Origin of the sequence: Erysipelothrix larvae, assembly GCF_001545095.1 — a bacterium.
GTDB lineage: Bacteria > Bacillota_I > Bacilli_A > Erysipelotrichales > Erysipelotrichaceae > Erysipelothrix > Erysipelothrix larvae.
Map to the genome: position 1 here is coordinate 1,778,204 of NZ_CP013213.1, position 14,471 is coordinate 1,792,674.

Here is a 14,471-nt window from a genome sequence, read left to right on the forward strand (position 1 = left end):
ATAAGAAAGTATTTCCAGGTAAAAAAACCACTTTCATATTATGAAAGTGGCTTGATGTTACCATAGAGTTGATAGTATTTGTTGATGAGCACTTCAAAGAACAATTGCAGCTTATAGCGTCCTACTTTAGGGTGTTTATAGTTTCCCAATTGAACCACTTCATCAAATGAGTCAATACGTTTGATGGTGATGTTTTGAGTAATAAGAATCTTCTTCGCATCAGTTTCGACAAGTTCATTCATAAAATATCCACGCTTATTAATCAGATTTCCATCGGCAGAAGCAACCAAGACCAAGGTATCTTTATCAATTGTCTCAATGCTGTCAATTTGAAGTTGTGCTGTTGGAAAGTACGCAATGTTTTTCCCAATACACAAAAGCATGTATTGAAAGTTACTCACAACATTCCCGGATAACTGAGCTCCATAGACATACACCTTCTTCGCTTTTTTTATGGAATGACAGAGGTTTTCAATAACGGCGAAATTGATTTGTTCATCAAAGTCTAAGAGTGCATCATAGATGAGTTCAATGTAATTACTGAGTGTTTGGGAATCATGAATTGAATCAAACTTCAGATTTGCTTCATTGTCTTTAAACAACTCACTCCCAATCTTTTCAATTCTTAAGTATGTACCTTTCATTTGACCAAAGGACTCAAACCCAATCTTGCGACAAAACCGTGAGACCGTTGCTTGGGATGTATAACATTCTTTCGCAAGTGTTTCAATGTCTAGGTCGACAAGTGGAGGTGCGATGTTCTCGATTAAAAACCGAGCAATCGCCACATCAGCATCGGATTTGGAAGCATGAGATGAATTATTCACAATATTTTGTAGTGTTGACAGAAGTTCTTCCATGTGTTCACCGCCTTAAGTTCATTATACCAAAGGTCCCTCTATATCGTTTGACTTTTTTTCATATTATCCATTGAATTTCTAGATACATCACACGCCTAATATCTAAACAATTACCATACGTTTGTACTTTCTCTCTAATGTCATGACCCGACGTTCCCCATTTATTAAAAATGAGTGTGATGAATCCTGGTTTACCACTTTATGGATGCATTGATGATGGGTTTAGAAACTTCTTTTCCAAATGAAGAAAGATAATTACATATATGTGACATTTATTATGATTGACGATAAGATCATCACGTAAATCTTTTGTATAGGCACTGATCAATAATAAGAGGAAAACAGTGCTTTATGTACATTTTTCTTAGTCGCTTTTTCCATTCACTACATTCATGTACAAACAGGTGTTTTTTTTACCTTCAATAATCATGCGAATTTTGGGAATCAGATTATTCTAATACCATCGAAATCAAATTTACCAATTTATGAAGGATTCTTCATTTCAATAACTCACTTTGCTTGTGGATTATTCTTGGTGAATATCCTTGAACTATCTTGGTGTTTGATCCTTTGTTTTAAAGGATAAGAAAAACAACACCTGAGTGTTGTTTAGTCTTTCGCAAGTTCAAACTGACTGTTATACAGTTCAGCATAGAACCCTTTATTTTGTAGAAGTTGTTCGTGGTTCCCTTGTTCTACAATATTCCCATCCCTTACCACAAGAATGATGTCTGCATTGCGTATGGTTGTGAGTCGGTGTGCAATCACAAAGCTTGTACGACCCTGCATTGCGGTTTGAAGTGCATCTTGAATGCGTTGATCAAGACGCGTATCAATGGATGAGGTTGCTTCATCAAGGATCATAATCTTTGGATCACTTAGCAGTGCACGTGCAATGGTAATGAGTTGCTTTTCACCATTGGAAATGTTGTTTGTTTCTTCATTAAGGATCATATCATAGCCATCTGGAAGGGTTTGAATAAAGTGATGAACGTTTGCTTTTTTACTTGCTTCAATCACTTCATCCATTGTCGCATCTTTTTTACCGTAACGAATGTTATCGGCGATGCTTCCACTAAAGAGCCAAGTATCTTGAAGGACCATACCAAAGTATGATCGCAAGGTATCGCGGTTCATATCCCGTAAGTCAACACCATCAATCTTGATTGAGCCTTTTTCGACATCATAAAACCGCATTAGAAGATTGATCAAGGTTGTTTTACCCGCACCGGTTGGTCCAACAATCGCAACCAATTGTCCAGGTTGAATTTCAGCACTAAGGTCTTTGATGATTGGTGTTGAGTTGTATCCAAATTCTACATGGTTAAAAGACACTGCTCCTTGAAATGGGGTGGGTATGACTGGGTAGTCTGGATCTTTGATATCATCGGCTTCGTTGAGAAAACCAAAGACACGGTCCATTGCTGCAAAGGAACTTTGAATGGCAGCTGAGAGTTGTGTCATTTGACTCATCGGTTGGTTTACTTGCCAGACATAACGAATAAAGGCTTGTAAGTTCCCAACAAGCATTGCACCAGCCAGAACCTTATTGGCCCCTAAGAAGATGGTTGTTGCGATGGCAAGATAGGTAAGCATGGAGACACTGGGTCCCATGAGTCCTGAGACAAAGGATGATTTGAACCCATACTCACACAACGCTTCATTGGCTTTTTTGAATGTTTGAATGGTTTCTTCTTGGTAGTTATAAAGTTTTATTTGCGCAAACCCCGTGAGGTTTTCTTGGGTAATGGCATTGAGGTTTCCCAGTGCTTTTTGGGTATTTCTAAAGCCAATTTGCGAGTGTTTTACGATAAAGCGTGATGCAATGAGTGTTAATGGAATGATTGATATACCAATCCATGCCAATTGAACATCAATTACAAACATCATGATAATTGCCACAACCAACATAATAATTGCTTGGAATATGGCTGCAAAGGATTGTTGGAGGGCATTGGATATAGCTTCAACATCCGTTGACATTCGACTCATTAAGTCCCCCGTTTGATGGGCGTCATAGTATCGAATTGGCACGCGTGTTATTTTTTCTTTTACTGCGATTCTGAGGTCATAGGTTGCGGATTGAATTGCATTCGCAAGCAACGATTGTAAGATGAGTCGTAATCCTGCATTGAGTGTATAGACAACAAAGAGTATGGTTAAAAACCTAAAGATGACATCCACTTGAATCTGTGCCCCTTTAACACCTTGGGCGATGTCTTTTACATCACTTAACAGTTGTGTCGTGATGTTTCCTTCGATAAGGGGTGCCAGTGCAACCATGAGGACAATCACAATGGATAAGAGTGCAACAAGGATGAGTTGTTTCCAATAAGGTTTTAAAAACGATGTCAGTTGTTTCAGTGATTTACCCATAGATTTCCATCTCCTTTTCATTAAATTGTGAGCGCGCGATTTCAAGGTAAACTTCACACGTCTTCATCAGTTCTTTGTGTGTGCCTTGGCCTACAATCTCACCTTCATTGAGTACGATAATATGATCAGCATCAAGGATTGAACTGATGCGTTGCGCAACCACAAACACAATGGAATCTTGTGTAATGGGTTTAATGTTTTTACGTATTTGAACATCAGTCTTATAATCAAGTGCTGAGAATGAATCATCAAAGACATAGATTGCGGGTTTTCTGACAAGCGCACGCGCAATGCTGAGACGTTGTTTTTGTCCGCCTGAAAGGTTTGATCCCCCTTCACTCACCCATGTATCAAAGCCTTGTTCTTTGGATTGAATGAATTCAAGGGCCGATGCCATGGTACTTGCTTCAATCACTTGTTCTAAACTGGCATCTTTTTTACCATAGCGAATATTGTCTGCAATACTGCCACTAAAGAGATTTGTGCGTTGTGAGATAAACCCAAAGTGTGAGCGAAGACCATTTAATTCATAGTCTTTGACATCCACTCCGTTGAGTTCAACACTGCCTTCTTTGGTATCATAAAACCGAACCATAAGATTCATAATGGAGCTTTTACCACTTCCGGTTGAACCAATGAAGGCAACCATTTGACCTTGATGGGCTTTAAAGCTAATGTGTTGAAGAACGTTTTTTTCACTATCTGGATAGCCAAAGGTTACATCCTTAAATTCAAGGGTAAGTGGGCCAGACAGATTGTTGAGGCCTGTCGTACTGTTGATGATTTCTTCAGGTGCATCTAAGATTTCTTGAAGCCGTGCTGCACTGACTTGTGCGCGTGGGTACATAATAAAGACCGTCGCAAACAGCATCAATGAATACAATGCATGGAATTGATATTCTAAGAATGCGACCAAGGTTCCGACATTAAAGCTTGCATCACGAATCATATAGGTTGCGTAAATAAAGATTACAATCACCACCATATGGAGGATAAAGAAGAAGGTAGGCTCGGTCATGGACATGAGTCTAAAGAGTTTCTTTGAAGTATCGGCATATGCTTTGTTTTCGTGTGCAAAGCGGTGTGTTTCATAATCATCACTTCGAAATGCACGAATGACACGCACACCGGTAATGTTTTCACGGGTGATGCGGTTGATTTTATCAAGAAGTCCTTGTTGTTTTGTACTAAGTGGTTTTGATAGCTTAGAGATGGTAAACACCACAAGCAAGATTACAGGAATACTGAGTACATTAATAATCGCAAGTTTAGAACTTGAGTTAAACATCAAGAAGAAACTGGTTGCGACCATAATCGGTGTAATCAATCCCATTCTCAGGATCATTTGGGTAAAGAGTGTGAGTTGGTATGCATCATTCACAATACGGGTAATCATGGAAGAGATTCCCAGATTGTTGTATTGCGCATGTGAAATACGTTGTGTTTTGTCAAACACATCGGTGCGGATATCCCGTGTCATATAGGTAGAAAAGCGTGTGGATGTGTAGTTAAGTAATACACTTCCAACCCCTCCAATGATGGCACAGGCAAATAAAAAGAACCCTAATCGTGATAAAGCGTCTTTATCTTGGCCTAAGATCCCTTGATCAATCATCATCCCTGTTATTGTTGGAATTCCTAACTCAACCAATACGAATGACAAAACCGCTATGAAGTTAAGAATCATCAACCCTTTATATTTTTTTACATATCTTAATATTAACGACATAAAAACCTTCCTTTCGCATAACTATACATATGTTTCCAGTAGTGGTATCATAAGGTATAAGGTAACATTACAGTCAAGGAGAAAGTATGAAACATAAACTTACAACCGGTGCATTTGCGAAACTGACGAATATTCCAAAACATGTCCTCTTTTACTATGATGACATTGATTTGTTTAAGCCGCAAATCGTGGATGAAAATGGATACCGTTATTATGATTATCATCAGTATTATTTATTATCAGCCATTCGTTTCTTAAAACAAACAGGCATGTCATTAAAAGATATTAAGGAATTTCTGGATACACGTTCTTTGGATAACCTTAAAATTGTGTTGGAGTCTCAACAGAAAACACTCCATGATGAGATTGAAGCCCTCCAACAAAAACAGCGCTTTATTGAGCATACATTACAAATGATGGATGCATCAGTTGATTTGGAGTACAATACCTGTCGTATTGAACAAAGACAGCGCGGCTATGTGGTACAAAGTCAATTCCCACATCCCCTTGATTTCGGTCACTTTGTTGAGAATTACAGTCATTTCATTAAAACCTATAAACTTCAATATACGAATTATATTGGCATTACCATTCGCACTGAAGATATTCGCAATAATATCTTTGATACTTACAGACAGTATTATTTTATGAGCTTTGATGAAAATGATTCACGCATTAACCATATCCGAGAAAGTGGCCACTACTTGGTGTTGTATCATAAGGGAAATCCCAGTGATCTGGATCAGGCCTATAAAACAATCATCGCATATGCAGACACACATCACCTGACCTTGAGTGATACCCTATATGAAATGCCACTTCAGTCAGAATTGACCGTTAAGAACATTCACGAGTTTATTACGGAAATATCCGTACGGATTGTTGAAGGAGAAACACAATGAATTCACGATTTATACCTGGTATGCGCATCATTAAAACAGCGATTGCGATTTTGATTACCTTATTGATTACATATTTCTTAAACTATGACACGCCTATACAAGCAGCCATTGCCTGTGTCATTGTCATGAAAACTACCCCTGAACAATCCTATCGAACAAGCATTCATCGTTTGGCAGGGACCCTTTTAGGGGGTGTGATTTCATTAATTGCTATACAAGCATTGATTACTTTAAAGGTTGATGAGAACTCACTGTTAGCGATGGTTCTCTTTGCCTTTTCAACGATGATTGGGCTATATTTGTGTAAACTGTTTAATCTTCCAGAATATGTTGCATCGATGACCGGGATTGTGATTCTAGTCACCTTACTATCATTTGGCAGTTCCAACAACAATGCCTTATTCTATGTCATCAATCGCATGATTGAAACCTTTGTCGGGGTTGTGATCGCATCCCTTGTGAATCGATATATTGGCTATAACAAAAACACCCTCGATCAAGAGGATGATTTGTAATTCATTGATTCATTTGATGATCGGATTATAAGAGGCTTTACAGCCTTTTTTTTGTCCAATTCTCATTTGTTTGTTCTTTGTTATTGCTAAAGAAACACCATCTCCCCCATTTATCTTTCTGGATTTCTTCTCACACCATATCAATAAGTCTATCAGGATCTTGGGCATCTGTTATAGCTTATACATAGCACACTACACGATGTTTGTGATTGGTATTATTTGTGACTGTAGTTTGGGATAATGGTTACGCGATGTTTTTTGAATTGGATCAAACAACACTCGAACCCTTTAAAAAAGAATCGGATGATTGCATGCATAATACCTGTCAATTCTTGCGATTCTTTTTGTGCTTCTAATCTTAGTTAGAAGAATCAAATCTACCTTCAGTTTCTCTAAATGAAAAAGGAGGGTCCTTATGAATCCAAAATGGTACACGATGCAGTATGAAACACTTGAATGGAAATTGCGTATCAACAGATGTTTCTACCCTTATTGAACATTGGGAAACGATCATTGAAAAACGAAAAACATCATCAATATGGAAACTCTTATATCTAATTGTCGGACAGCCAGTAATTAACTTAAAGTATTTAGAATCTAAAATCGGTATTTCATTACGTGCATCAAACATATTGATGAAACGTGCTAAAGAATATGGAATACTATGACCAATAGGTAATGAAAAACGCGGTATGTTTTATCAGTCCGATGCGATTATTTCCATCATGGAACCAACTTCATCAGAAGAGACCATCCGTCGTAATTTCCAACGATAACATGATAGTGCCGTTTATCTTTTTTAAAGAGCATGATACTTCAATTTACCATCTGTAATTATGCCACTTGATGTGTAACAATGTTTTGTAAAGAAACTTTGATATCTTCAAACCTAGGTCAACAAAAACCCAATAAAATGTCCATCTATTTCTTCATTATGTTTTACTAAGTGTGGGAAAGCTTTCTTTATAACACTGGTGGTTCATTAAATCTATACATTTCTATTTAGCATTCTCCATCACGCAAATACACAGTTAGTAAAATTATGGATAGTACGCTATCAAATATAGGGTGGATATCAATTTGATATTCCTTAGTAAGTGTGTGCGAATCAGAATTAGAAAAAAAGAAACACTTAGCATAAAATGTTTCTTTTGAGTTCTTATTAATCTTTGTTTCGTTTGATGAGGCGTTGTAATACAACTGCGGTCAGAATTAACAGTCCTTTGATCAGGTCGTTTACAAATGCTGGAACACCAAATGATGTCAGGATTGTACTGATTGATTGTAGGATGATTGCACCAAAGAATGTTCCTTGAACAAATCCTTTACCACCTGACATGGATACACCACCAATTGCGACTGCAGCAATTGCATCGGTTTCCATAGCACGTGCAGCAGTTGCGGTATCAACCGCACCCATTTGTGCGATAAAAAGAAACGCCGCTAAACCTGATAACATCCCAGACAATCCGTATACGATAATTTGAATGTTTGAAACTTTAACCCCTGTTAACAGTGTTGCTTTTGCATTTGAACCCACTGCATAGATGTATCGTCCGAGTTTTGTTTTAGTAAGTAATACCCATACTAAGAATGTAGTGAAGATAAAAATGAGAACAAGGTAAGGAATTCCAAACAGTTGACCATATCCAATGTATCGAAACAATTGGGTATATACTTCATGTTTTGTGACAAGTGGACCCCCTTGACCCAGTTGAATGGTTAGGGATCGATAGGCTGCTAGGGTTGCTAGTGAGACAACAAATCCTGCAATACCCAGTTTCCCTACAAAAAAGCCATTAAAAAGTCCTAGGATTAATCCAAATGCAAGACAAACAAGGAGCGTTAGCAATACATTTTCTGTGCGATTAAATACTATGACACCAACCGATCCTGCAAATGCAAGCATGGAGCCAACGGATAAATCTATTTGTCCTATAAGAATGACCAATGTCATCCCTAATGCGAGTACCCCAAGAATCGATGCGGATCGCATCATGATCATCACATTTGAGAACCTGAGGAAGTTTGGATTTGCAAATCTTCCGACAATGACCAGTGCAATCAGTGAAAATATATAGTTATGGTTTCGTACAATATTCCCCATAAACTCTTTGATATCGAATAATTCTTTGTCTCCTTTAGTTTTTAACATCTTGGTTCTCCTTTTTGTTTGCACCTGTTGAATAATACATGACATTCATTTCCGTAATGTCATCTTCATGAAGAATTCGGTTGATTTCACCGCGATACATTACGATACATCGGTGTGATATTTTTTGAATCTCTGGGATCTCAGAACTAAATACAATGATGCTTTTTCCTTCATCGGCAATCTTTGATATGAGTTCATAGATTTCACCCTTAGCACCAACATCGATGCCTTGTGTTGGGTTGTCAAGGATATATAAATCGTTATCCAGTTCAAACCAACGGGCGAAGATGACTTTTTGTTGGTTTCCACCTGATAAGGATGTAATCCCAGCTTTATGCGATTCAGCTTTAATCGAGAAGATTTCTTTGTTTCTTTCAAACCGTTGTTTCTCAATGCTACTTGATATGAGCCTTTTATGATGACGGAAGCGATAGTATGGGATGGATAGATTATCACTGATATTCATATCTTTGATGACGGATCGATCTTTTCGATCACGAGGTACCATTGATACCCCATTTTTAATCATTTTTGGTATCGTTATTTTACCAATCTGTTCCCCATTTATTTCAATTCTTCCCGAGTCAATGGCGCGTGCACCAAAGAGGGCTTCACTCAATTCACCCCGTCCATCTCCAAATAATCCAGTAATCGAAACAACTTCACCCTTTTTAACATCAAAGCTAATATTATTAAAGTAGGGTTTGGCACTGAGCCCTTCTACTTTAAATATAACCGCATCTTGGACGCCCTTACTTACATAGGATTGATCATGATTCATAGCTTTTCCAACCAATAACTCAGTAGCGATTTTTTCATTGATCTCATGGATCTTCCCTTCTTGGATAAAGGTACCATCTCTTAATACAACATAGTCGTCGCAGATTTCAAAGATTTCTGGCATTTTATGAGAAATATAAATACATGAAATATTGTCTTCTTTAAAGTTTCGCATGAGTTCAAATAAGATTTTTATTTCCTTATCGGTTAATGCGGTTGTGGGCTCATCAAAAATTATGACACGACTTTCATACAACAATGCTTTCGCGATTTCTACCAGTTGTTTTCGAGATGTATCGATGTCTTTCACAAATGCTTCAGGATCAATGTCAATCTTCATGCGTTTAAAGACATCTTTGGACCTTTTTATCATTTCCTTTTTATCCAATAGACCCATTTTTGTCAGTTCATGATTTAAAAATAGGTTCTCATATACTTTTAAATCATTCACCAAGTTAAGTTCTTGATGGATAAAACTAATGCCAAGTTTAAACGTTTCGTCGGTGTTTAAACTTGTATATCTTTTGCCATCGATTTCAATTGTTCCAGACGTTGGTGCGAAAACCCCACCTAAAATATTCATCAATGTAGATTTCCCTGCCCCATTCTCTCCAAGTAGTCCTAGTATACTGCCTTGTTGTACACTAAAGCTCACACCTTTGAGGGCTTGTGTTGCACCAAATTGTTTTACGATATTATCAAACGTTATTTTCATTGTTATCACCCTTTAGAAGAAAGAGGTTAACCAGGATTGATTAACCTCTTTTGCACACAATCTGTTAGCTTCCCCAACCTTCAAATTCTGAGTAGTTTGTCTTGTCTACTGCTTTAGTAGGAATGAGGTATTGCGCAGGTACATCTTTTCCGTTAAGATAATCGATTGCGATTCGTACTGATTCTACAACCATGTTTGGATTAAATGTATATGTTACAACATCAATGCCTTGATCAGCATAATATTGAATCTTACCTAAGAGTTCTTTTGGTTCAGAGACTGCAGATACAATCTTAACCTTATGTGTTCCTGTGTAACCTTCAAGTGCTGTTAAGATACCCAATGCAACTTCTGCATCGTGTGTAAAGATCGCATCCAGTGTTTCAAACTCAGGGGTACCCATGAATTCTTCCATGAATTTTTGTCCGTTTGAACGTTGCCAATCTGTACTCCACTCATTGAGTTTCTTGAATTTACCATCAATTGTTTCTGCAAATCCTTCGCTACGTTGACGTGGTACAGAGGAGTTGTCACCAAGAAATTCAATATAGTTGATTGATTCAACCGATGAATCTTCAAGTTCATTCTTGAAATAGTTATTGAAGTATAGCCCTGTTTGTCTTCCAATTTCGACATTATCACCCATTACTTCTGAGACTTGGTCAAAGCCATCAAGAAGTCTATCATAAATAACAACAGGAATCTTTGCATCTACAAATGCTTGTGCAGCGGATTTCAACGTGTCATCATGTGGCCATAAGACTACAATGTCTGGTGCTTCTGCAACAATTTGAGCAACTTGAGCTGCTTGTTCTGTTGCGTTTGCTGATGTCACAACTTTATAGTCCATGTCGTTTTCTTCAGCAAGTTTCTTTGTGCCTGTCTGTGCATCGCTCACACTTTGCCCAGTAAATCCGTGTGTTGCATTTGGGGTCATCACAACGATTGATTTCTTACCATCGTTGGTATCACCTTGACTACCACAAGCTGTTAAGCCTACAGCAACCAATACTATCAATAATACGCTCAATAATCTTTTCATAGGTCCCTCCTTTATTGATCGTGCTATGGTCTCTATTATGAAATTGATGTCATGCTTAAAACGTCATTCCATGTCAATCCAACGTTTTTCCTTGCTACTTTGAAGGCTTGCTTCAACCAATTTCATTAAGGTATGCCCTGTTTCAAAATCCACATAACTCTGTGAATCGTTATGGCCATCATTTCTGATATCTTCATAGAATTCTGAAATTGAATTCTTAAAGGCATCAGCCCACCCCACTGCGTGTCCATTTGGCAGTGATATAAAGCGTCTTAAGGATGGGTCAATATATTTTGGATCTGCGTACAATTCTTCATTGCCAGACGCTCGATTTCCAATGATCAATCGGTCTGCTCTTTCTTGATGCCACGATAGTGAGTGTTTTGAGCCACTTACAACCAGTTCGACACCATTCTTATAGCCTCCGGTTACTTGAGATATATCCATTGAAACCTTGATCCCACTTTCCAGTTGGACAAGGATAAAGGCTGCATCTTCATTCACAACATCAACCTCAGTCACTGTATCACCATATTCTAAGGCAAAGGTTTCACCGGTTTGTTCACGTTTCTTTCGTGTGGGGTAGACAATCATTAAATCTGCAAAGACTTTCACGATTTTCTCACCATAGACAAATTGAATTAAGTCAAAGAGATGGGTTCCGATATCCGCAACCGATCGCGATGGTCCAACTTTACTTGGATCAAAATGCCAATCATAATCTGTATCAAACATCAACCAATCTTGTATATACTGTGCTTGCCCTAATAATGGGGTTCCAATCATGCCTGAACTGATGCGATGTTTCATTTCTCGAATCATTACATTGCTTCTGTAATTTAAATTGACCGCAGTATAGACTGAGTGTTTGCGTGCAAGCTCTTTAAGTTCGTTTGACTCAAGGGTTGTTAAGGATAAGGGTTTCTCACAAAATACATTCAACCCTGCTTCAACACATTGTTTTGCCATTGGATAATGAAGGAAGTTAGGGGTACAAATATGGACCACGTCAATACCGTCCATGTTCAACATGTCATCAATGCTTGTAAAGTAATGGTCAATGCCATAGGACTCTGCCGCACGTTTTGCACTTTCTCCATTGGGTTCAACTAAAGCAACCACTTGTGTATTGGGGATACGATGAATTGCTTCTATGTGTTGTTTTCCAATAAAACCAACCCCAACGACTGCTGCTTGTATCTTTTTTGAAATAATAACCACGCTCCTTACTGTAATTAATTACCTTGTTACACTCTTTTCGCTCATATTGTAAGCCTTTTCAACCGGAAATGTCAATATAATTTATGATAACTTTATAAATTTGTTCAATTATTGATAGAATAAAATGTAATTTACAGTGTAATTATTGCATACGGTTACATTTACAGTTATAATTGTATGTAGGAATAGGATGTGATTGTTATGAAAGAGAAATTAACCATTAAGGATATTGCAGAGTTGGCAGATGTATCGACTGCAACTGTGTCACGGGTTATGAGTGGTAAAGATAAGGTCAAAGAAGAAACACGAGAGCATGTTCTAAAGATTATTGCTCAACATGGATATGAACTTCAAAAGCGTTCGCAATTATCGGATCAAGAAAGTAAAACAATTCTGGTATGTGTGACTGAACTTAAAAACCCCTTTAACGTTCCAATATTTGATGGAATTCAAAATTCCGCGAAGAAAAATGGTTATGATGTATTAATCCTACAAACCAAAGATATTTATATGGATTTCTCTGATTTTGAATCCGTCTTAAAATCTCAACGCTTTGTTGGGGTAATCTTTGTATCAACCTTAAATCAACATCAACTGAGAGATATCACAGATCAATTGAGTCATCGAACTCCGATTGTATTGTGTTCTGAGTTCATCGAAGATTCAAACGTTCCCTATGTTGGAATCAATGACTTAGATGCAATGCACAAAGCAACCAATTATCTTTTATCTGTAGGTCGTAAGAACATCTACTTTATTAATTCCCAATTAAATCGCAATTATGCAAGAAAACGTGAACAAGGATTTAGACTCGCTATGTCGCAAGCAGGACTCAGCATCAATGAAGATTACATTGTACGCTTATCATCCGTAACCCATGCACTTGCTTATGCTGCAACCTTGCATATACTGGACCAAAACCCACGCCCGGATGCTATTTTATGTGTATCGGATATGTTTGCGATTGGCGCTTTAAAAGCATGTCAAAAAAGAAACCTTCGGGTTCCTGAAGATGTTGCGATTGTTGGGTTTGATAACATTGAAATTACCACAATGGTTCAACCATCCATCACAACCATTGAACAACCAAGTTACCAAATCGGATATCAAGCCAGTGAGTTACTGATTGAGAAGATTCATTTCCCAAGTGTATCACCAAAGCAAATTATTCTTGATACCGAGCTGATTATAAGAGATTCAACACCAATAAACATAAATAAGGGAGGAATTTAGACGATGAAATTTGGATTGAATACCGCAATACTTGGTCATATGGATTTTGATCAAGTCCTAGAGTTTTGTCATGGGGTAGGTTACAAAAGCCTAGAGGTTGCTTGTTGGCCTTCTGGAAAGAAAGAACGCCGTTATGCAGGTGTATCGCATATTAATGTTGATGCACTAACACCCCATAAGGTTGAAGAAATCCTTCATGCATGTGAAACCCATGATATCGAAATCAGTGCTTTGGCGTATTATCCCAATCCATTGGATGAAAATCTTGAAGCCCGTGCCTTTAATATTGAACACCTTAAGAAAGTGATTGAAGGTGCAAACAAACTAAATGTGGGCATGGTTACCACATTCATTGGTCGTATGCAAACAAAAACCCTAGAAGAGAATCTTCTAGAGTTTAAGGCAGTATGGCCTGATATTATTCATTATGCAAAACAACTGAATGTTAAGATTGCGATTGAAAACTGTCCGATGTTATTTTCAAATGATGAATGGCCTGGAGGTCAAAACATCTTTACCTCCCCTGCAATATGGTGCAAATGTTTTGAGTTAATCCCAGAAGATAACTTTGGCATTAACTTTGATCCATCACATTTCATCTGGCAGCAGATGGATTACATCAAACCCATCACTGAGTTTAAAGACCGCATCTTCCACATTCATTTTAAAGACATCAAACTTTATCGCGATCAACTGGATGATTATGGGTGTATGGCAACACCCCTTCACTACATGGCTCCAAAGATTCCAGGTCTTGGTGATGTTGATTGGGCAAAATATATCTCTGCCCTTCGTGATATCAACTATAAGGGACATGCGTGTGTGGAAGTTGAAGACCGTTCCTTTGAAGACACTACACAAGACATTGAAGACTCGTGCATCTTAAGTTATCGCTATTTAAGTCAATTTCTGATTTAGGATATAATCAGCAAGGCGAAACTTA

At 37.8% G+C, this 14,471-nt stretch carries 12 protein-coding genes; 5 read left to right on the forward strand and 7 right to left on the reverse strand.

Annotated features, from left to right (window positions below; all coding sequences use genetic code 11):
• Positions 1–38: 38 nt before the first annotated feature.
• The 3 genes from AOC36_RS08210 to AOC36_RS08220 all read right to left on the reverse strand — a co-directional run bounded on the left by AOC36_RS08210 (position 39) and on the right by AOC36_RS08220 (position 4,965).
• Positions 39–860 carry a MurR/RpiR family transcriptional regulator gene (locus AOC36_RS08210; protein ID WP_067633246.1) on the reverse strand — a complete coding sequence of 274 codons (822 nt, stop codon included), beginning with the start codon at positions 858–860 and terminating at the stop codon, positions 39–41.
• 609 nt (positions 861–1,469) lie between these two features.
• Complete coding sequence (locus AOC36_RS08215) at positions 1,470–3,236, reverse strand: ABC transporter ATP-binding protein (protein ID WP_232505359.1); 1,767 nt, start codon at positions 3,234–3,236, stop codon at positions 1,470–1,472.
• Positions 3,229–4,965, reverse strand: a complete 1,737-nt coding sequence (locus tag AOC36_RS08220; RefSeq protein WP_067633250.1) for an ABC transporter ATP-binding protein — start codon at positions 4,963–4,965, stop codon at positions 3,229–3,231. Before AOC36_RS08220 ends, AOC36_RS08215 begins: the two co-directional genes overlap by 8 nt.
• Positions 4,966–5,051: 86 nt before the next feature.
• Here AOC36_RS08220 and AOC36_RS08225 point away from each other — a divergent pair, with 86 nt between their 5' ends.
• The 3 genes from AOC36_RS08225 to AOC36_RS08235 all read left to right on the forward strand — a co-directional run bounded on the left by AOC36_RS08225 (position 5,052) and on the right by AOC36_RS08235 (position 7,050).
• Complete coding sequence (locus AOC36_RS08225) at positions 5,052–5,867, forward strand: MerR family transcriptional regulator (protein ID WP_067633252.1); 816 nt, start codon at positions 5,052–5,054, stop codon at positions 5,865–5,867.
• A complete protein-coding gene (locus AOC36_RS08230; RefSeq protein ID WP_067633254.1) occupies positions 5,864–6,382 on the forward strand; it encodes an FUSC family protein in 519 nt (172 codons plus the stop codon). The genes AOC36_RS08225 and AOC36_RS08230 overlap by 4 nt, the downstream gene beginning before the upstream one ends.
• A gap of 443 nt (positions 6,383–6,825) precedes the next feature.
• Positions 6,826–7,050, forward strand: a complete 225-nt coding sequence (locus AOC36_RS08235; protein WP_067633257.1) for a hypothetical protein — start codon at positions 6,826–6,828, stop codon at positions 7,048–7,050.
• Positions 7,051–7,544: 494 nt separating this feature from the next.
• Here the strand turns inward: AOC36_RS08235 and AOC36_RS08240 are convergent, their stop codons facing one another.
• The 4 genes from AOC36_RS08240 to AOC36_RS08255 form a co-directional block, all read right to left on the reverse strand.
• Positions 7,545–8,537 carry an ABC transporter permease gene (locus AOC36_RS08240; protein WP_067633259.1) on the reverse strand — a complete coding sequence of 331 codons (993 nt, stop codon included), beginning with the start codon at positions 8,535–8,537 and terminating at the stop codon, positions 7,545–7,547.
• Positions 8,524–10,032, reverse strand: coding sequence for a sugar ABC transporter ATP-binding protein (locus AOC36_RS08245; RefSeq protein ID WP_067633261.1), 1,509 nt, complete (start codon positions 10,030–10,032; stop codon positions 8,524–8,526). Before AOC36_RS08245 ends, AOC36_RS08240 begins: the two co-directional genes overlap by 14 nt.
• A gap of 64 nt (positions 10,033–10,096) precedes the next feature.
• Positions 10,097–11,074: a substrate-binding domain-containing protein gene (locus tag AOC36_RS08250; protein WP_067633263.1), complete on the reverse strand. Its 978-nt coding sequence runs from the start codon at positions 11,072–11,074 to the stop codon at positions 10,097–10,099.
• Between the two features lie 63 nt (positions 11,075–11,137).
• The gene (locus AOC36_RS08255; protein ID WP_078055126.1) at positions 11,138–12,295 is read right to left on the reverse strand and encodes a Gfo/Idh/MocA family protein; all 1,158 of its coding nucleotides are present in this window, start codon (positions 12,293–12,295) and stop codon (positions 11,138–11,140) included.
• A 201-nt stretch (positions 12,296–12,496) separates the two neighbouring features.
• Here AOC36_RS08255 and AOC36_RS08260 point away from each other — a divergent pair, with 201 nt between their 5' ends.
• Positions 12,497–13,528, forward strand: coding sequence for a LacI family DNA-binding transcriptional regulator (locus AOC36_RS08260; RefSeq protein WP_067633265.1), 1,032 nt, complete (start codon positions 12,497–12,499; stop codon positions 13,526–13,528).
• 3 nt (positions 13,529–13,531) lie between these two features.
• Positions 13,532–14,446 (forward strand): sugar phosphate isomerase/epimerase family protein, encoded by a 915-nt coding sequence (locus tag AOC36_RS08265; RefSeq protein ID WP_067633267.1) that lies wholly within the window; start codon positions 13,532–13,534, stop codon positions 14,444–14,446.
• Positions 14,447–14,471 lie beyond the last annotated feature (25 nt).